This window comes from Geomonas ferrireducens, from assembly GCF_004917065.1.
Lineage (GTDB): Bacteria > Desulfobacterota > Desulfuromonadia > Geobacterales > Geobacteraceae > Geomonas > Geomonas ferrireducens.
In genome coordinates, this window is sequence record NZ_SSYA01000001.1 from 870986 (window position 1) to 889982 (window position 18997).

Here is an 18997-nt window from a genome sequence, read left to right on the forward strand (position 1 = left end):
ATGTCGAGATATTCACAGCTATTCAAGACGGCGGCGAAGGGGGAGGAGCGGGAGGCGCAGGAGCCCGCCGCCAAGAGTTTCGGCGTCCTCTTCGTCGACGACGAGCCCGGAGTCCTCTCCGCGATGCGCCGCATCTTCATGGAGGAGAACTACCGTCTCTTCACCGCGGCAAGCGGCGCGGAAGCGCTTGCCGTGATGGAGGAGAACGAGGTGCAGCTCATCGTCTCGGACCACCGCATGCCCGGCATGACCGGCGCGGAGCTTTTGAAGACGGTGAAGGAACGCTGGCCTCAGGTGATCAGGATCATGCTCACCGGGCACGCCGACGTGAACTCGGTGATGGGAGCGGTGAAGGACGGTGCGGTCTACAAGTTCATCACCAAGCCCTGGAACGACGACGACCTGCGCCTCACGGTGAGCCTCGCCCTGCAACAGTACGTGCTGATGCAGGAAAACCAGAACCTTAAAGAGCTCACCCGCTCGCAGCAGCAGCGCATAAAGAATTACGCAAGCCTCTTCGACGAGAACCGCGGCATGGCGGGCAACATCCTCTTGAAGGCGGGGGCGGTGACGAGGGAGGATCTGGCCCGCGCCGCAACGGAGCGTGCCCAGGGGGAACTCCTGACCGACGCCTTGGTGCGCCTCGGGGTCGTCACCGAGGGGGAGGTGGTGAAGGCCCTGCAGGCGGCGCTGAACATCGACTACGTGGATCTCGCCTCGGCGGAGATCACGCCCCAGGCGGTGCGCTTTTTGCCGCGCGACCTGTGCGAGAGAAACCGCATGGTCCCGATCCGGATGACCGGCCGCCAGCTCACCGTGGCCATGGCCGATCCCTCCGACATCTACAAGGTCGACAACATCTCCATGATGACCGGACTCGCCGTGGTCCCCCTCATCGCCACCGGTTCCGAGATCCTCGCCCTACTGGAACGGGCCTGGGGCGAGGGCCAGGCGCTCGAACAGGCGACGGACCTGGAGCCGATCGACGAGATCGACATCATCATCGACGACGAGGAGAGCCAGGTGAGCGTCACCGAGCTCATCGGCTCCTCCGAGGTCCCGCCGGTGATCCGCATCGTGAACGCGGTCATCTCGGAGGCGATCCGTTACCACGCAAGCGACATCCACATCGAGGGGAAGACCAAGTACACCCTGGTGCGCTTCCGCATCGACGGACTGTTGCACAGCAAGATCAAGATCCCGGCCGACCTGCACCCCGCCATCGTCTCGCGCGTGAAGATCCTCGCCAAGATGGACATCTCCGAACGGAGAAAGCCCCAGGACGGGCGCATCACCGTGAAGGCCGGGACCCGCATCGTCGACATGCGCGTCTCCTCCATGCCGACCCTGAACGGCGAGAAGCTCGTCTTGCGCATCCTGGACAAAAGTGCCGCGATCAAGGAGCTCCCGGACCTCGGGGTGCTCCCGGACGGGCTTAAGAAGATCCGCACCCTGGTGAAGAAGCCGCAGGGGGTGATCATCGCGACCGGCCCAACCGGCAGCGGCAAGACCACCATGCTCTACTCGATCCTCTCCACCATGCTCGAGGGGAGCAGGAACTTCGAGACCATCGAGGAGCCGGTGGAGTACTTCGTCGAGGAGGCGAACCAGGTCGCGGTGCGGGAGAAGATCGGGCTCTCCTTTGCGAGCGTTTTGCGCGCCACGCTGCGCCAGGACCCGGACGTGATCCTGGTCGGCGAGATCCGGGACGCCGAGACGGCGGACGTCGCCTTCAAGGCGGCGCTCACCGGCCACATGGTCCTCTCCACGCTGCACACGAACTCCGCGGTCGGCTCCATCACACGGCTCATCGACATGGGGGTGAAGCCTTACATCATCGCCTCGGCGCTCGAGGGGCTCTTCGCGCAGCGCCTGGTGCGGCGCGTCTGCTCCGCCTGCAGCACCGAGGTCGCCCCGGACCGGGAGATCATGGAGCTGCTGCGCGTCCCGCCGGGATACCTCGACGGGGCGGTGCGCCGCGGCAAGGGGTGCGATCAGTGCAACAAGACCGGCTACCGGGGGCGGACCGGAGTCTTCGAGCTCTTCACCATGAACGAGGACTTCCGGCATTTCATCAGCACGAGCTACAAGGAGACCGAGCTCTTCGACATGGCGCGCGCGGGGGGGATGCGCACCCTCCTCGAGGACGGCCTGGAGAAGGTCCGCCTGGGGCTCACCACACTGGAGGAGCTTTTACGGGTCCTGGGGCCGCAGCTCCTGCACCAGCGCCGGTGCGACTGCTGCAACCGGATGGTGGACGCGAAATACCTCTTCTGCCCCTTCTGCGGCACCCTGCGCCGCAACCTCTGCCGCGACTGCAAGCTCCCCCTGGAACCGGAGTGGTTGAACTGCCCGCACTGCGGCGCGGCAAGGGAGTAGCGGGAGAAAGGATCAAAAGCATGGAGGATAAGATGACCGATGAAACGAGGATTCTATTAGTGGACGACGAGCCGCACGTGATCTCGGCCCTGGTGCGCGGGCTGGACGAGGAGCCCTACCTGATCACGGGGGCGCACGGGGGAAAGGAGGCGCTCGGCCTCATGGTGCAGCACCGCTACAAGGTGGTCATTTCCGACGAGAAGATGCCGGGGATGGACGGGGCGGAGTTCCTGGGCGCCGTGAAGGAGCTCTACCCGGAGACGGTGCGCATCATGCTCACCGGGCACGCCAGCGTCGAGGCGACCATGCGCGCGGTGAACAGCGGCGAGATCTACCGCTTCTTTACGAAACCATGGGACGAAACGGAGCTGAAGCTCGCGCTTAGAAGCGCCGTTGAGAAGTACAACCTGGAAGAGGAAAACCGGCGCCTTTTGAGGACGGTGAAGCGCCAGTCGCAGGAGCTTAAGTACCTGGAGAAGAGTTATCCGGGGATTACCGAACTGCGCCGGGAAGCGGACGGCGCGATCCGGATCGACGAGGACGTCACCGAGGAGGAGATAGCGAGCATCATCGCCGGGTGCAACGATGCCGAGCGCTCCAGCTAGACCGCCTGGTTGCGCCCGCCGCTCTTCGCCCGGTAGAGGTTGCGGTCGGCGCGGCGCAGCACCTCCATGAGGTCTTCGTCCCCCTCCTCCACCGTGGTCATGCCGATGCTGGCGGTGAGCTTCAAGGGAGCCCCATCCAGGCTGAAAGGTTCCTGCCGGATCAGCGTGAGGATCTTTTCCGCCACCGCGCGGGTCTGTGCCGGGTCCGAGCCGGGGAGCACCACCAGGAACTCCTCACCTCCGAAGCGCCCGAGCGAATCGTAGTTTCTAAGCGATGCGGCGATCCGTTCTGCGAACTGCCGCAAAAGGTCGTCGCCGGCCAGGTGCCCGTGGCGGTCGTTCACCTCCTTGAACCGGTCGATGTCGATCATCAGGAAGCCGCTTCCCGCATCGGACATCCCCTTCTCCCTGCGCCGCAAGGCGTGTGCGAATTCCCGCCTCCCTATCAGTTCTATCTGTCGCTTGTTGAAGGTTCCCGTCAGCGGATCGGTGATCGTCTGTTTGCGGAGCACCTCCTGGGTCTCCTTGAGCTCCCGAGTCCCCCTGCGGATAACGAAATAGGAGATGCCGAAGACCGCTACCAGGATGGCCACCAGGGACGCCAGCGAGAGAAGCCCGGCGTTGACGCTCTGCCTGCGGTAACCGGTGACATCGATGTAGACCTCGAAGCTCCCGATCACCCGGCCGTGGTCCCGGATCGGGATGTAGGTCTCAACCACGTCCACGTTGAACTTCCGCTCGTCCGCTAAGTCCTTCACCTCTTCCTTTCTCTCCAGCTTGGAATCGTTGGCACCGGCCAGGGCGTTGGCGAGCCGCTTGTTGCCGCGGTTCGTCTCGCCGATCAGCTTCGCCTCGGTGCTGTAGACGATTCGGGCGTCGGAGGAATAGATCTTTATCTTTACGATGTCGAAAGGGGCGAGGAACTTTCTCAGCCGGTCGTCGAGCTCGGCGAGGTTTTCCGGCGCCACGGCCACCCTGCTGCCGCTGCCGTCTACCGAGATGATGCGCTTCCTCTGATTCTCAAGAAGCGCCTGGCTCACTTTGACGGCGTCGTCCTCGGCGCTGACGATCACGTTTCGGTACAGGAGATGGAAAAAGGCGCAACCGGCCCCTGAGGTGATCAGGACCATGGAAAGGAGGGCGATGGAAACGAACAGGCGCAACAGGGAATCGGGATCCCTCTTGGCGTCGGCGTAGGTAAAGATACGTAACAGCTTCACGGTGTTTCCTTGGTCCCGGCATGCCGGGAGCCGCGTCAGGCCCAGCGCCAGAGCGACAGTATCAGCACGATGAGGAAGACGATGCTTAGGTTCATGTAGGCCATGAAGAAGAAGACCCGCTCGTGCAGGGGGGCCTTGCGGGCCCCGGAAGAAAGCGTCCCGACCTGCGGCATGGCGAGCACCTTCTCCGGGCCGTGCGGCGCGAGCTTGAGCGCCTCGCTCAGGTCTTCGCCTGCGTTGTGGCGCCCCATGTGCACACCCTGCTTCCAGAGGCGGCTGGCACTCGCGTCGTAGAGCTTCCCGTCGTAGGCGAACCAGGTGGGACGCCCCTCCTTGCCGTCGAAGGAGCCGAGTTCGTCCACGGTCAGCTCGCTCCCGGTGGGAAGGGCGACCGGTTCACGCCGCTTCGCCTTGAGTTTCGGCCCTATGAAGAGGACCACGTAGGTGGCGGAAAGAACCATGAACAGGTAGAGGGAGATCTTGATCAGAAGCAGCACCCCGAAACGGGTGTGCAGCAGCATGTCGAGCGAGGTGACGCGGAAGTGGGTGAGCACCGCGCCGGTCACCCCCATGACCGCCATGGAGAGAACGCCGACCCGGACCTCGCCGCGCGGCAGCCCCCCTGCGGCGTAGGCCGGCTTCAGCACGAGGTGGACGTAGAGGATGGTGCCGAACCAGAGGATGGCGGTGAGCATGTGCAGGTAGCCCGCCGCGAAACGGACCACCTTGGCGACCCCCCCCATCGCGGGCGCTTCGCTCTTCGCGGTACGGGAGGCCGCGAATTCCTTGCCTGCCGCGGTGAGCTCTCCGCCCCCTGCCGGGTCGAGATGGCAGACGTTGCAGCTCTTGCCGGTCTGCTGCGCGTAGATTTCGGTGGCCGACGCGGGCGCCGCGCACCAGAGGCACGAAAGGAAAAGGATCAGTAGGAGGGCTCTTTTCATGCGCACCTGTATATCTCCATCTACCTGTAAAGTCAACTTTTTGCCCATTCCCGCCGCGATGTTTTCTCTTTGAACGGATGTGGGCTATGGCAGGAATCTCCCGCGAAGAGCGCCCGGGCGTTGAAAAGAGAGTGCCGTGTCGGTACAATAGCTCCCTTGTCCAGCGTAAATACCACCTTGAGAGGGAAATCATGTCACAGTGCCGGCACCAGACCATCCATCAGAAAGACTACACAGTTCCCGACTACTTGGTTGAGACAGTCGAGCTCGAGTTCGACCTTGATCCGGAAGAGACCAAGGTGGTCTCGCGCCTCTCCCTGCGCAGCAACCATGAGCGCGGCGCGACTCCGCGCCCCCTCGTGCTGGACGGCGAGGAGCTGACCTTGCTTTCGCTGAAGCTGGACGGCGCCGAGCTCGCGCCTGAGCGCTACCGGGTCGAGGAGGAAAGGCTCGTCATCGACGCCCCGCCGGAGCGCTTCGTCCTCGAGGTGACCACCAGGATCAACCCCGCCGCGAACACCGCCCTTTCCGGCCTCTACGCCTCCGGCCCCATGCTCTGCACCCAGTGCGAAGCGGAAGGGTTCCGGCGCATCACCTACTTCCTGGACCGCCCCGACGTCATGGCGGTCTACACCGTGACGCTCAGAGGGGACAAGGCGGCCTGCCCGGTCCTGCTCTCCAACGGGAACCTCGTCGAGAAGGGGGAACTGCCGGACGGGCGCCACTACGCCGTGTGGCACGACCCCTTCAAGAAGCCGAGCTACCTCTTCGCGGTGGTCGCCGGCGACCTCGTGCACATCTCGGATCGCTTCACGACCATGAGCGGACGCGAGGTGACGCTGGAGATCTACGTCGAGGAGAGAAACCGGGACAAGTGCGGCCACGCGCTCGTCTCGCTCGCCAACGCCATGCGCTGGGACGAGGAGAAATTCGGCCGCGAGTACGACCTGGACGTCTACATGGTGGTCGCGGTGGACGATTTCAACATGGGCGCCATGGAGAACAAGGGGCTGAACGTCTTCAACTCGCGCTACGTGCTGGCAAGCCCGGAGAGCGCCACCGACGACGACTACATGGCGATCGAGGAGGTGATCGGGCACGAGTACTTCCATAACTGGACCGGCAACCGCATCACCTGCCGCGACTGGTTCCAGCTTTCGCTGAAGGAGGGGCTCACCATCTTCCGCGACCAGGAGTTCTCCGCGGACATGCAGTCGCGCCCGGTGAAGCGAATCGCCGACGTAAAGGGGCTCAGAAGCGCCCAGTTCGCCGAGGACGCCGGCCCCTTGGCCCACCCGGTGCGCCCGGAGTCGTACGTCGAGATCAACAACTTCTACAGCATGACCGTCTACCACAAGGGTGGCGAGGTGATCCGGATGCTCGAGACCCTGCTCGGCCGGGAGGGTTTCCGCAAGGGGATGGACCTTTACTTCGAGCGGCACGACGGCCAGGCGGTCCGGGTCGACGAATTCGTGCAGGCGATGGCGGACGCAGGCGGGCGCGACCTCGCGCAGTTCATGCTCTGGTACGACCAGGCCGGCACCTCGGTCCTCACCGTGACCGACGCCTGGGACGCGGGGAGCGGCAGCTACACCCTCACCGTCAAACAGAGCTGCCCGCCGACGCCGGGGCAGCCCGAGAAGAAGCCCTTCCACATGCCGCTCGTCATGGGACTTTTGGACCGCGAAGGGAACGAACTTCCGCTTACGCTCGCAGGTGAAGCCGCCCCGTCCGGGACAAAGCGGGTGCTGGAACTTACCCGGGAGACCGAGAGCTTCGTCTTCACGGGGCTTTCCAGCCGCCCGGTCCCCTCGCTGAACAGGAACTTCTCCGCGCCGGTGAAGCTCGACTACCCCTACAGCGACGATGACCTCACCCTCCTGATGACCCGCGACAGCGATCCCTTCGTGCGCTGGGAGGCGGGACAGGTGCAGGCGCTCAAGCAGATCATGGGGCTTGTCGCCGACTTCCAGGCGGGACGCGATGCGCGCGTTTCCGAGAGCTTCATCGAGTCGTTCCGCAGGCTTCTGAACGACGACCGCCAGGACCGGGCCTTCCTCGCCGAAGCGCTCACCCTACCCTCCGAGAGCTACCTCGCCGAGCAGATGGAGGTGATCGATCCATCCGCGATCCACGCCGCCCGTGAGCTCGTGCGCGCCACGGTGGGGGGAAGGCTTTCCGCCGAGCTTTTACGCGTGCGGCAAAAGTGCGCGCCTACCGCACCCTACCGCCCCGACGACGGGCTCTCCGGCTGCCGCAGGGTGAACACCATCTGCCTCTCCTACCTGATGGCGGCGGGCGGACAGGATGCCATCGACATGAGCATGGCGCAGCTTAGGCGCTCGGACAACATGACCGACACCTTGGGCGCCCTCGTCTCGCTGACCGGATGCGCCTGCCCGGAGCGCGAGGAGGCGCTGGGACTTTTCTACGACAAATGGCGCGGCGACCGCGGCGTCATCGACAAGTGGTTCTCGCTGCAGGCGACCTCGCGTCTTCCCGACACCTTGGACCGCGTGCTCGCGCTCCTGGAGCACCCCGACTTCGACATCCGCAACCCGAACCGGGTGCGTTCGCTGGTCGGCGCCTTCAGCCAGGCGAACCAGGTCCGTTTCCACGACGTAAGCGGACGGGGTTACCGCTTCCTCGGCGACCAGATCCTGCGCCTGAACGCGATCAACCCGCAGATCGCCGCGCGCATGCTCACCCCGTTCAGCCGCTGGCGCCGCTTCGATGCCGCCCGCCAGGAGCTGATGAAGAAGGAGCTGGAGCGCATCCTGGCCGAACCCGGACTTGCCCGCGACGTCTACGAGCTCGCCGAGAAGAGCCTCTAGTACTCATGCTCCCCTTCAGATAATGAAAAAGCGGCCGATAAGTAACTCATCCGGAACCATTTTGGACGGAGGAGCCGCTTATCGGCCGACATATGAAACCAACCACGTCTCAAGACAATCTGCTGACCGCGCGGCCGCTGGCCGTCCTCGGCCTGCTCCTCATGGTCACCTTCGTCACGGAATCCGTGGTGATGTCCCTCCTTTCATACCTGTTCCCCTCCCTTGACGGATTCCCCGCGGTCTTCACCGACGCCCTTTTCCTTACCGCCCTGAGTGCCCCGGCGGTATGGTGGCTCATCGCACGTCCTCTGGAGTTCCTCGCGCGTCGGGAATCCGTCACGGCCCGGACCGTGCTTCGCTCCATCGCCGAAGCGGTGATCATCTTCGACGCTAACGGGACCATCTACACCCTGAACCACGCCGCCGAAACCATCTTCGGCTACGCTCCCGGCGAAATGGAGGGACGCGACATCCTTCTCGTCCTGCCGGAAATCGCCCCCAGCGAACCGCCCCTTGCCTGGCGGCGCCCTCCAGGCGAGAGCCGCGGGCGGCACCGGGACGGCACCCTCCTCCCGGTGGAGGTCTCGGTGGGAGAGCTGGAACTGCCGCGCGGCGGGAAGTTCATCGCGATAGTCCGCGACATCAGGGCGCTGAAGCGCGCGCTCGCCGCGGCCGAGGAACAGCATGCTCTTTTGGGGAGCCTCCTGCAGCAAAGCGCCGTCCCCATCTTCGTGCTGGATCCCGAGCACCGCGTGCTGATCTGGAACCGCGCCTGCGAGGAGCTGACCGGCAGGAAGGCGCAAGAGATGGTCGGGACCGACCTCGCCTGGCAAGCCTTCTACCCCTCCCCCACCCCGGTTCTTGCCGACCTCGTGATCACCGGCGACCTGGAAAGGGTGCGCGAGGAGTGCGGCCCGGTGCGGCAGTCCCATCTCATCCCTGAAGGGCTCCAGGCGGAGGGGTGGTACAACAACCTGAACGGGCAGGACCGCTACATCGTATTCGACGCCGCACCGGTACGCTCCGGCAGCGGGAAGCTGCTGGCGGTGATCGAGTCCCTCGAGGACATCACCCAGCGCAAGCGCTACGAGGAGCAGCTCGAATACCAGGCGAGCTACGACCTCCTGACCGGGCTCGTGAACCGCAACCTGCTCGCCGACCGCATGCGCCAGGCGCTGCTCATGTCCCGCCGGGAGCGGCGCGAGGTGGCGCTTTTCATGCTGGATCTGGACAGCTTCCAGGCGGTGAACGACGCCGTCGGCCACGACGAGGGGGATCGCCTGCTCAAGGTGATCGCCGAACGCCTGGCCGGCTGCGTCAGGGCCGAAGACACCGTGGCGCGCCGCGACAGCGACGAGTTCGTGGTACTGATCTCGGACCCAGCCGCCTCCGACAACGCGGCCCTCATCGCCGGCAAGCTCCAGGAGGCAGTGGCCCGCCCCATACGGCTTGCGGGACGGGAGGTAGCGGTCACGGCGAACGTCGGCATCGCCGTCCATCCCAGGGACGGCGAGGACGCGCCGACGCTTTTGCGCAACGCCGAGGCAGCCCTCTACCGCGCCAAGGAACTGGGGCGCCAGAACTTCCAATTCCACACCGGCGAGATGAACGCGAGATCCCTCGCCCGCATGACCTTGGAAAACCACCTGCGCCACGCCCTGGAGCGCCATGAGCTGGTCGTCTACTACCAGCCCAAGGCAAGCCTCTCCTCCGGCGCCGTGGTCGGGATGGAGGCGCTTTTACGCTGGCACAGCCCGGAGCTCGGGGTGGTCCCCCCCGACACCTTCATCCCGCTTGCCGAGGAGACCGGCCTCATCCTTCCGATCGGGGCCTGGGTGCTGAAGACGGCCTGCGCCCAGATCCGCGCCTGGCGTGACACCGGGATAGCGTCCCCCCCCGTGGCGGTCAACCTGTCGCCGCGCCAGTTCCGGCAGCATGACATAGCGGCGGCGGTGGCGCAGGTTCTCGTCGAGACCGGGCTCGAACCACACCTGCTCGAACTGGAGATCACCGAGGGGATGGTGATGCAGGATGCGACTCGGGTCGCCGCGGTGCTCGGGGAGCTGAAGCAGATGGGGCTCACCCTCGCCATGGACGACTTCGGGACCGGCTATTCAAGCCTCGGTTACCTTAAGCGCTTCCCCTTCGACAAGCTAAAGATCGACAAGTCCTTCGTGCGGGACATAACACGCGATCCAGACAGCGCTGCCATCGCCAAGGCGGTAATCGCCATGGCGCACAGCCTGCACCTCAAGGTGATTGCCGAGGGGGTTGAGACCCAGGGGCAGCTGAACTACCTAAAGAGCCAGGGGTGCGACGAGATCCAGGGGTACTTCCTCAGCAAGCCGGTCCCGGCGGGTGAGTTCGAAAGGCTCCTCACGGAACAAAGACACATCCAGGTCCAGGAGCCCGGAGCCGCATGCCCGGAAAAAACGGTGCTGGTGGTGGACGACGACGAGGGGATTCTTGGGGCGCTGCAGCGGGTGCTTCTTGATGAGGGATACAACGTGCTGACGGCAAGGAACGCGGAGGAGGCTTTCGAACTGCTGTCGCTCAACCGGGTCTTGGTGATCCTTTCCGACTTCAAGATGCCCGGGATGGACGGGGCCGAGTTTCTCGGGCGCGCCAGGGAACTCTACCCGGACACGGTGCGCATCATGCTCTCCGGCTACGCCGACATCAACGCGATCACCAATGCGGTCAACCTCGGGGCGGTCTACAAGGTTATGTACAAACCGTGGGGTGAGAACGACATCAAAGAGAACGTGGGAGAGGCGTTCAGGCACTACGCGCTGCTGCACTCAAGCCGCTAGGGCGCCTCACAGCCAGCGCTTCTTTCTGAAATAGATGAGCATCCCGCCGGAAATGGTGAGGCAGAGGACGAAGACCATCGGGTACCCGAAGCTCCAGTCCAGTTCGGGCATGTGTTTGAAGTTCATGCCGTACCACCCCACCACGAAGGCGAGCGGCATGAAGATGGTGGCGATGATGGTGAGCACCTTCATCACCTCGTTCAGCCGGTTCGAGACGCTTGAGAGGTAGATGTCAAGCATGCCGGACAGCATGTCGCGCAGGGTTTCCAGGGTGTCCAGCACCTGGACGGTGTGGTCGTAGAGGTCCCTCAGGTAGATGACGGTGGCGTCGTCGATGAGCCGGGAATCACGCCGCTGCAGGCCGCTCACCACCTCGCGTAGCGGCCAGACGGCCTTGTGCAGGAAGAGCATCTGCCGCTTCAGGTGGTAGATGGACTGCACCGTGGCCGGGGCGGGGTTGTCGATCACCTCGTCCTCAAGGTCCTCGATCCGGTCGGCGAGCTTCTCCAGCACCAGGAAGTAGTGATCGACGATCACGTCCAGCAGGGCGTGCAGCAGAAAGTCCGCTCCCATGGTCCGCAGCCGCGCCTTCTCATTGCCGAGCCGGTTGCGGACCTGCTCGAACACGTCCCCTTCGAGCCCCTCCTGAAAGGAGATCAGGTAGTTCCGCCCCAGCACCAGGCTCACCTGCTCGCTCTTGATCTCCCCTGTCGCGTCGTCCAGTTCGATCATCTTCAAGACCACGTAGAGGTAGTCGCCGTAGTCGGCGGCTTTCGGGCGCTGGTCCGTGGCAAGGATATCCTCCAGGACCAGGGGATGAATGCCGTAGCAGCTCCCGAAGTGTCTGAGCACCTCGATGTCGGAGAGCCCCTCCACGTTTATCCATGAGACGGTGGGGGCGTCCGGCCGGGTCAGGCAGCGGTCCAGGGAAGCGACATGGTGCTTCTCGAGGTGGGTTGCGTCGTATTCCACCATGTCCACCCTGGTGTCGCCCGCCTTGGCGCGCCCCATGTGGATCAGCGTGCCCGGCGCAAGGCCTGCCTTTTTCGAGCGTTTCTTTATCGATGCCATGAAAACCCCGGTTCTACGTTCTACGTTCTAGGTTCTACGTCCGTGTGGTACTTCAGGGGGCGACACCGGCGAGCTTCATGATCCTGTCCCACTCCTCCTTGCGCACCGGCTGGACCGACAGACGGCTGCGGTTCAAAAGCACCATCTCCGAAAGCTCGGTGACGGTCTTCAGCTCCGCAAGGGTCACCGGCCTCGGCAACTCGCGCACGAAGCGAACGTCTACCATGAACCAGGTCGGCTTTTCCGGATTGCTGCGCGGGTCGAAGTACTTGCTTGCGGGGTCGAAGGCGGTGAAGTCGGGATACCCTTCCCGCACCACCTCGGCGAGCCCCACGACGGCGGGCTCCGCGATGTTGCTGTGGTAGAAGAGGACCTGGTCACCGACCTTGATCTGGTCGCGCAGAAAGTTGCGCGCCTGGAAGTTGCGGACCCCGTCCCAATGCTCGGTGGCGTCGGGACGATTCCTGAGATCGTCGAGGGAAAAGCTGGAGGGTTCGCTCTTGAAGAGCCAGTAATTGGGCATGTCTTATGTTCCTTTCTTGGTTACTTCTTCCTTTTCAACCGCTTCAGCAGTTCCTCCGCCGACAGCGTGTTGAGCACGTCCTCCCGCTCGAGCCAGCCGCGCTGCGCGACGGAAATCCCCCAGGGCAGGGTCTCGAACTGCAGCTTCGCGTGCGTGTCCGTGTTGATCGCGATCTTCACGCCGAGCTCCTTCGCGCGGCGCACGTAGCGGTCCTCCAGGTCGAGCCGGAGCGGATAGGCGTTGATCTCGAGGGCGGTCCCGGTCTCCTTCGCTACCTGCAGCACCTCTTCCATGTCGAGCTGGTACCCCTCCCGCTCCCCGATGATGCGGCCGGTCGGATGCGCGATGATGTGCACGTGCGGGTTGCGCATGGCGGCCACGATGCGCGCCGTCATCGCCTCCTTCGTCCCGTTGAAGCCGGAATGGATCGATGCCACCACCACGTCGAGCTCCGCCAGCACCTCGTCCGGGAAATCGAGGGAGCCGTCGTTGCGGATGTCCATCTCCGTGCCGTGCAGCACCCTGAAACCGTCCAGCTCCCGGTTCAGCGCCCGGACCTCCGCCTGCTGCTCCATGAGGCGCTCCACGGTGAGACCGCGGGCGACGCCGAGCCCCTGGGAATGGTCGGTAACCGCGATGTAGGAGAGCCCCCTGAGACGGGCCGCCTCGACGAGCTCCGCGATGCCGTGGGCGCCGTCGCTCCACCGTGAATGGACGTGCAGGTCCCCCTTCACGTCTTGTGCGGTGATCAGTCGCGGCAGCCGCCCCTTGAGCGCCGCCTCGATCTCACCCTGGTCCTCGCGCAGCACGGCGGGAACGAAGGAAAGCTCCAGCAGGCGGTAGATGTCCTCCTCGTTCTCGCCCCCCACCCGGGCGTTGTCCTCCTCGCGGAAGATGCCGTACTCGTTGATCTTCAGCCCACGTTTCTGCGCCATCTCCCTCAGGCGCACGTTGTGGGCCTGACTCCCGGTCAGATAGGCAAGCGCCGCGCCGTACGAGGCAGGCTCGACCACACGCAGGTCAACCTGCACCCCCTCCCGAATCGTGACGCTGGCCCGGGTCGGTCCCCTCATGATCACGTCGTGCACCTGCGTGAGACCGAGAAAGGCCTCCATGACCGCCGCTGGATCGGGAGAGGTGGCAACGATGTCGATGTCCTTGATGGTGTCGCGCCGGCGCCGGATGCTCCCGGCCACCTCGATGCGCTCGACGGGCGCCTTCTCCCTTAGAGCCGCCACCAGCTCCTCGGCCGCCGGCAGCATGCGCCCGAGCGGCTGGCGCTCGCGTCCCCGCTTTACCGCCTGGATCCCCTTGAGGATGTTCTCCTCGGTCTTCTGCTTGATCCCCTTGATGCCTGTGAGGCGGTGATCGAGAGCCGCCTTTTCCAACTCCTCGAGGCTCGCTATCTGCAGCGCATCGTAAATCGCCTTGGCGGTCTTGGGGCCCAAGTCCGGGACGGCCAGCATGTTGAAGACCCCCGCCGGGATCTCCTGCTTCAGTTGCTCGTAGTAGGCCATGCTCCCGGTCTGCAGGTATTCCTCTATGCGTGCCGCGAGGTCCGCACCCACACCCGGGATCTCCAGGAGCTCCTTGTGCGTCATCTGGGCGAGGTCGCGGTTCAGCCCCTCCAGGTTCAAGGACGCCCTGCGATAGGCCCTGATCTTGAAGATGTTGTCCTGCCGGATCTCCATGATGTCGGCGATCTCATCGAAGATCCGCGCTATCTCGCGGTTTTTCATATGGACCTCCAACCGGTTTCCGTCACCGTCGTCGGATCAGCGCCCGGCCTGGTCGCCCCAAAGCTCCTTCAGCCTGTGGTCCCGGCCGCAGCTCAAACGGTAGTAAGAGTACCGCAACGGGTTCTTCTTGTAATAGTGCTGATGATATTCCTCAGCCGGATAAAACTCGGTCGCCGGCACGATCTCCGTCGCGATCGTCCCCTTGAACGGCTTGTTCGCCTCGAGTGCCTGCTTGGACTTGAGCGCCAGACGGCGCTGCTCCTCGTCGTGATAGAAGATGGCGCTGCGGTACTGGTGTCCGGCGTCGCAGAACTGGCGGTCCTTGGCGGTCGGGTCGATGTTGTGCCAGAAGCGCGTGAGGAGCTTGTCGTAGCTTATCTTCCCGGGATCGTAGATGACCTGAACCGATTCGGCGTGGCCGGTGCCTCCTGCGGAAACCTCCTCGTAGGTCGGGTTCCTGGCATGTCCGCCGGTGTACCCGGAGGTGACGGAAACCACCCCCGGCAGTTCATCGAAGGGGTGCTCCATGCACCAGAAGCACCCCCCGGCGAAGGTCGCCTTCTGCAACGGGGCGGCCGGCAACGAACCCGCCGCCGTCAGCAGGAACAGGAAGGCTAGCGTCACTGCAGTCAAAGTTTTCATCGTCGTCTCTCCAAAACGAGCCGCAAAGCCAGACAAAAAGCGAAGTATCCAGGGATGAAAGGGATACAGGGGATAAGGTCAAGCCCGAAGGCTCTATGGTTTACATTCCTGTGTTTCAAGGTGTAAAGCCTCTATCCTGTTCATCCCCTTCATCCCTGTTAAACGTATTAAAGCCTTTCTTTGCGCCTTAGCGGCTTCGCGTCTTTGCGTTGAGTCTTTACGTTTTTCGTCTTTAACTACTTGGTGGCCACGAACTGCAGCGCCGCTGAGTTCATGCAGTAGCGCAGCCCGGTCGGCTTCGGGCCGTCATTGAAGACGTGACCCAGGTGACCACCGCAGCGGCGGCAGAGCACCTCGGTCCTGGTGGAGAAGAAGCTTCTATCCACCGCCGTCTTCACGTTCTCCGCCGCGATGGGGCGGGTGAAGCTGGGCCACCCGGTGCCGGACTCGAACTTGTCCTCGGACTTGAACAAATCCAGTCCGCACCCCGCACAACGGTAAACGCCGTGATCATGGGTCGTCGCGTACTTGCCGGTGAAGGCACGCTCGGTACCTTTCTCACGAAGGATGTGGTACTGCTCCGGGGTTAGTATCTTCTTCCATTCCGCGTTGGTCTTTACTACCTCGTCAGTCATGATATAACTCCCCTTTTCCGCGGAGTACACTTTGAGCTTGGAAGCGGCGTCGGCCTCGATACCTAGTGCCGTCGCCAGAAAGAACAAAAAGCCGATTATCAGTCTGGCCTTCTTCATGACGTCTGCCTCCTCTACACTGTTGGAACGTCTCCAGTTGCACAGACTCAGGATAACATACGGCGTCAAATATTGCATGACAGCTCCGGACTGAAGAATCATCGCTCTTTGCCGAAGAGTAATGCCAGTTTGGGGTTGAACAGGGAGAGCTTATCCTGAATAATAGGTAACGCTGCAAGTCAGCATCTGGAGGGAAGATGAAGGCGCTTCTGGCATTATTGCTGCTCACGTTCTCGGCCACCACCGCGTCGGCCGACATTTACACCTGGAAAGACAACAAGGGGACCAGGTTTTACACCAACAGCCTGCACGAGATCCCTGCGAAGTACCTGAAAAAGGCACGGGTTCTGGACGTGGCCACGGGCAAGCTCGGTGGGCTCGCCACCGCACAGCCCCCCGCACCGGCGCAACCGGTGGCGTCCGCCACGGCAAGGGCGCCGCTGGCGCTGCCGGCTCCGGCGGCCGCCCAGCCTGCCGCACCGCCTACCGCAGCGCCGTCACCAGAACCTGCCGCAGCCGCTGCCGGGCAACCGGCGACGCCCCCACCCGGGCCGGCCGCTGTAGCTCAGCCTCAGCCGGCACCGCAGCCGCAGGTAACCACGCCATCCTCTCGCCGCCCCACCAGCTTCGCTGAACGCCGGGCGGCCCGCAGGGCGCGTATCAACGCCGCGGACGAGTGACACGCCCCGGAGGAAACTCATGAAGAGACTCATGGCACCGGCAATCCTGCTTCTTTTGCTGACCGGCACCGCCGGCGGCGAGGAACTCTTTTGCCGCGGCAACATCATCAGCACCCAAGGGGAGGGAATCGTGGCACGCAAGCACCGCTTCGAGGTGGCAGACGTCACCGGAAGCGACGTGAACGCGGTCCTCGCCCAATGCAAGATCATCGCGCGCGAACGCCAGGCAAGGGCGGCGCGCAAAAATCCCGGCGGCAACTTCAGGGCGGTCTCGGAGGTGGAGCTGCACTGCACCAGGGGGACGGAAAGCTTCGAGGTGCGCCGCTCGCTACAGACCTTGCCTTAGCACTTCATCCGAATAGTTCGCTGACTGCGGTCAAAAGGGGAGCCCCATCGGGCTCCTTTTTTTTAAACCTGTGTTACTATTTACTCTTAATTTGAAATTCCACCCGCGGTTGCCGATAAGTCCTACATGCCGCTTCGCCGCAAAGGCAAGCGGAACGGACGCTTACCCCGCATGCGCTGAAAATCCATAGCCGCACCAGAGGAGATCGTGATGAACATTCATGAGTATCAGGCCAAGGAGATACTGAATGCGTACGGCATCCCTATCCCGCGTGGCCGCGTGGCGCTCACCGCCGACCAGGTGGAACGAGCCGCGAAAGAGATGGGAGGGCGCTGCGTCGTCAAGGCCCAGATCTACGCCGGCGGACGTGGCAAGGCTGGCGGCGTCAAGCTGATCCATCATCCCGAGCAGGCGCAGGAATACGCGAAGGAGCTTTTCGGCAAGACCCTCGTGACCCCGCAGACCGGTCCGGAGGGGCTCAAGGTGCGCCGCATCCTCGTGGAGGAGGCGGTGGACATCGCGCGCGAGTTCTACCTCTCCATAACGCTCGACCGCAGCAGTTCCCGCTACGTCCTGATCGCCTCCGCCGAAGGGGGGATGGAGATCGAGGAGGTCGCCAGCAAGACCCCGGAGAAGATCCATACCCTCACCATCGATCCCTTCACCGGTCTCAGGTCCTACCAGGCGCGGTGGATCGCCCTGCAACTTGGGCTCTCCGGCAGCGTCTGCGAGGACTGCGTGAACCTGATCCTCAACCTCTACCGCGTCTGCCTTGAGAAGGACTGCGCGCTCGTGGAGATCAACCCGCTGGTCGTGACTCGGGCCGGATGGCTCATGGCGATGGACGCCAAGATCACCTTCGACGACAACGCCATCTTCAGGCACCGCGAATACCCCGACATGATGGACTACTCGCAGCTCGACCCGCTCGAGATCAACGCGGGCAAATACGACCTCGCCTACATAAAGCTCTCCGGATCCATCGGCTGCTTGGTGAACGGCGCCGGGCTCGCCATGGCCACCCTGGACGTCCTGAAGGAGTACGGCGGCGAGCCGGCGAACTTCCTGGACGTCGGGGGGGGCGCCACCCGTGAAAAGGTCGCCGAGGCCTTCAAGATCATCCTGCAGGACACCGACGTGAAAGGGATCTTCGTCAACATCTTCGGCGGCATCATGCGCTGCGACGTGATCGCCCACGGTATCATCGAGGCGGCCGGCGAGGTGAATTGCACCCTCCCCATCGTGGTGCGCATGGACGGCAGCCAGGTCGAGGAGGGGAAACGCCTCCTCACCGAGAGCGGCCTGAACGTCCAGTGCAGCGACAACCTGGGCGACGCGGCCTCCAAGATCGTAGGTATGCTTGGATAGCTCCCCCAACCCGGGTAGGGATTCAAATTCAGGGAGATAGCGATATGTCCATACTGGTAAATAAATCCTCGAGAATTGTGGTCCAGGGGATCACAGGCCGCAGCGGGCTCTTCCACACCCAGCAGTGCCGCGAGTACGGCAGCAACATCGTCGCAGGGGTGACTCCGGGCAAAGGCGGGATCCACATCGAGGGGATCCCGGTCTTCAACACCGTGGCAGAGGCCGTGAAGTACACCAACGCCAACGTCTCCATGATCTTCGTTCCGCCCCCCGGCGCGGCGGATGCCATCCTCGAGGCGGCTGACGCGGGGCTCGAACTCGCGGTCTGCATCACCGAGGGGATCCCGGTCCGTGACATGGTACCGGTGAAGGCGATCCTCAAGCAAAGCAAGATGCGCCTTGTCGGCCCCAACTGCCCCGGCGTCATCACCCCCGGCGAGTGCAAGATCGGCATCATGCCGGGACATATACACAAGCCCGGGAGCATCGGCGTCGTCTCGCGCAGCGGCACGCTCACCTACGAGGCGGTGAAGCAGCTCTCCGACGCCGGTCTCGGCCAGTCCACCGGCGTCGGTATCGGCGGAGACCCCATCATCGGCATGAGCTTCGTCGATGTGCTTAAGCTTTTCAACGAAGATCCCGGTACCGAAGGTGTCTTCATGATCGGGGAGATCGGGGGGGCCGCGGAGGAAGACGCGGCGCACTGGATCCAGGAGAACATGAAGAAGCCGGTGGCCGCCTTCATTGCGGGGGTGACCGCCCCGCCGGGCAAGAGGATGGGGCACGCCGGTGCCATCATCACCGGCGGCAAGGGAAAGGCCGAAGACAAGATCCGCACCCTTACCGAGTGCGGGGTCATCGTGGCATCGAGCCCGACGAGGATGGGAGAGGCAATGCAGATGGCGATGGCGGCGAAAGGGAAGGGAAAAGGGTAACTGACCCGGCGACGTTACACTTACACCAGGGGCACTCGGCATCGGCCGGGTGCCCCTTTTTGTGCATTATTTTTATCTAACCTCATTGTTATCGTTGAAGAAACGTTCAAGTTCGATCCTTCTCCCCCGATAAGAGCCATGTCCCTTAA

At 63.5% G+C, this 18997-nt stretch carries 15 protein-coding genes; 8 read left to right on the plus strand and 7 right to left on the minus strand.

Annotated features, from left to right (window positions below):
* The gene (locus E8L22_RS03815) at positions 1-2379 is read left to right on the plus strand and encodes an ATPase, T2SS/T4P/T4SS family (protein ID WP_136523913.1); all 2379 of its coding nucleotides are present in this window, start codon (positions 1-3) and stop codon (positions 2377-2379) included.
* A 32-nt stretch (positions 2380-2411) separates the two neighbouring features.
* Positions 2412-2984 (plus strand): response regulator, encoded by a 573-nt coding sequence (locus E8L22_RS03820; RefSeq protein WP_136523914.1) that lies wholly within the window; start codon positions 2412-2414, stop codon positions 2982-2984.
* Here the strand turns inward: E8L22_RS03820 and E8L22_RS03825 are convergent.
* On the minus strand, positions 2981-4204 hold the full coding sequence (locus tag E8L22_RS03825) for a GGDEF domain-containing protein (RefSeq protein ID WP_136523915.1): 1224 nt from the start codon (positions 4202-4204) through the stop codon (positions 2981-2983). The genes E8L22_RS03820 and E8L22_RS03825 overlap by 4 nt on opposite strands.
* Before the next feature lie 35 nt (positions 4205-4239).
* Positions 4240-5145 carry a CopD family protein gene (locus tag E8L22_RS03830; protein WP_281282912.1) on the minus strand — a complete coding sequence of 302 codons (906 nt, stop codon included), beginning with the start codon at positions 5143-5145 and terminating at the stop codon, positions 4240-4242.
* Between the two features lie 191 nt (positions 5146-5336).
* On the opposite strand from E8L22_RS03830, the gene pepN reads away from it, so the two are divergent.
* Together pepN and E8L22_RS03840 are read left to right on the plus strand one after the other, a co-directional pair.
* Positions 5337-7979: an aminopeptidase N gene (gene pepN, locus E8L22_RS03835; RefSeq protein WP_136523917.1), complete on the plus strand. Its 2643-nt coding sequence runs from the start codon at positions 5337-5339 to the stop codon at positions 7977-7979.
* A gap of 92 nt (positions 7980-8071) precedes the next feature.
* Positions 8072-10792: an EAL domain-containing protein gene (locus E8L22_RS03840; RefSeq protein WP_136523918.1), complete on the plus strand. Its 2721-nt coding sequence runs from the start codon at positions 8072-8074 to the stop codon at positions 10790-10792.
* A gap of 6 nt (positions 10793-10798) precedes the next feature.
* Here E8L22_RS03840 and corA read toward each other — a convergent pair whose 3' ends face one another.
* From corA to msrB, 5 genes are all read right to left on the minus strand, one after another.
* Positions 10799-11863 (minus strand): magnesium/cobalt transporter CorA, encoded by a 1065-nt coding sequence (gene corA, locus E8L22_RS03845; RefSeq protein WP_136523919.1) that lies wholly within the window; start codon positions 11861-11863, stop codon positions 10799-10801.
* A gap of 52 nt (positions 11864-11915) precedes the next feature.
* Entirely contained in the window at positions 11916-12386 is a 471-nt protein-coding gene (locus tag E8L22_RS03850) for an EVE domain-containing protein (protein WP_136523920.1), read from the minus strand.
* A 20-nt stretch (positions 12387-12406) separates the two neighbouring features.
* On the minus strand, positions 12407-14125 hold the full coding sequence (polX, locus tag E8L22_RS03855) for a DNA polymerase/3'-5' exonuclease PolX (RefSeq protein ID WP_136523921.1): 1719 nt from the start codon (positions 14123-14125) through the stop codon (positions 12407-12409).
* Positions 14126-14161: 36 nt separating this feature from the next.
* Positions 14162-14767 carry a peptide-methionine (S)-S-oxide reductase MsrA gene (gene msrA / locus E8L22_RS03860; RefSeq protein ID WP_136523922.1) on the minus strand — a complete coding sequence of 202 codons (606 nt, stop codon included), beginning with the start codon at positions 14765-14767 and terminating at the stop codon, positions 14162-14164.
* 236 nt (positions 14768-15003) lie between these two features.
* Positions 15004-15519 (minus strand): peptide-methionine (R)-S-oxide reductase MsrB, encoded by a 516-nt coding sequence (msrB, locus tag E8L22_RS03865; RefSeq protein WP_136523923.1) that lies wholly within the window; start codon positions 15517-15519, stop codon positions 15004-15006.
* 218 nt (positions 15520-15737) lie between these two features.
* Between msrB and E8L22_RS03870 the strand changes: the two genes are divergently transcribed.
* The 4 genes from E8L22_RS03870 (at position 15738) to sucD (ending at position 18848) form a co-directional block, all read left to right on the plus strand.
* Positions 15738-16199 (plus strand): DUF4124 domain-containing protein, encoded by a 462-nt coding sequence (locus E8L22_RS03870; protein ID WP_246044541.1) that lies wholly within the window; start codon positions 15738-15740, stop codon positions 16197-16199.
* Positions 16200-16218: 19 nt separating this feature from the next.
* The gene (locus E8L22_RS03875) at positions 16219-16545 is read left to right on the plus strand and encodes a hypothetical protein (protein WP_136523925.1); all 327 of its coding nucleotides are present in this window, start codon (positions 16219-16221) and stop codon (positions 16543-16545) included.
* Between the two features lie 210 nt (positions 16546-16755).
* Positions 16756-17913 carry an ADP-forming succinate--CoA ligase subunit beta gene (gene sucC, locus E8L22_RS03880; RefSeq protein WP_136523926.1) on the plus strand — a complete coding sequence of 386 codons (1158 nt, stop codon included), beginning with the start codon at positions 16756-16758 and terminating at the stop codon, positions 17911-17913.
* A gap of 44 nt (positions 17914-17957) precedes the next feature.
* Positions 17958-18848 (plus strand): succinate--CoA ligase subunit alpha, encoded by an 891-nt coding sequence (gene sucD / locus E8L22_RS03885; RefSeq protein ID WP_136523927.1) that lies wholly within the window; start codon positions 17958-17960, stop codon positions 18846-18848.
* The last annotated feature ends 149 nt before the right edge of the window (positions 18849-18997 follow it).

Bases quoted from the DNA above. Each gene is read 5' to 3' on its own strand.
- E8L22_RS03815 (WP_136523913.1), top strand. From the start codon at position 1: ATGTCGAGATATTCACAGCTATTCAAGACGGCGGCGAAGGGGGAGGAG.
- E8L22_RS03820 (WP_136523914.1), top strand. From the start codon at position 2,412: ATGACCGATGAAACGAGGATTCTATTAGTGGACGACGAGCCGCACGTG.
- E8L22_RS03830 (WP_281282912.1), bottom strand. From the start codon at position 5,145: ATGAAAAGAGCCCTCCTACTGATCCTTTTCCTTTCGTGCCTCTGGTGC.
- pepN (WP_136523917.1), top strand. From the start codon at position 5,337: ATGTCACAGTGCCGGCACCAGACCATCCATCAGAAAGACTACACAGTT.
- E8L22_RS03840 (WP_136523918.1), top strand. From the start codon at position 8,072: ATGAAACCAACCACGTCTCAAGACAATCTGCTGACCGCGCGGCCGCTG.
- corA (WP_136523919.1), bottom strand. From the start codon at position 11,863: ATGGCATCGATAAAGAAACGCTCGAAAAAGGCAGGCCTTGCGCCGGGC.
- E8L22_RS03850 (WP_136523920.1), bottom strand. From the start codon at position 12,386: ATGCCCAATTACTGGCTCTTCAAGAGCGAACCCTCCAGCTTTTCCCTC.
- polX (WP_136523921.1), bottom strand. From the start codon at position 14,125: ATGAAAAACCGCGAGATAGCGCGGATCTTCGATGAGATCGCCGACATC.
- msrA (WP_136523922.1), bottom strand. From the start codon at position 14,767: ATGAAAACTTTGACTGCAGTGACGCTAGCCTTCCTGTTCCTGCTGACG.
- msrB (WP_136523923.1), bottom strand. From the start codon at position 15,519: ATGAAGAAGGCCAGACTGATAATCGGCTTTTTGTTCTTTCTGGCGACG.
- E8L22_RS03875 (WP_136523925.1), top strand. From the start codon at position 16,219: ATGAAGAGACTCATGGCACCGGCAATCCTGCTTCTTTTGCTGACCGGC.
- sucC (WP_136523926.1), top strand. From the start codon at position 16,756: ATGAACATTCATGAGTATCAGGCCAAGGAGATACTGAATGCGTACGGC.
- sucD (WP_136523927.1), top strand. From the start codon at position 17,958: ATGTCCATACTGGTAAATAAATCCTCGAGAATTGTGGTCCAGGGGATC.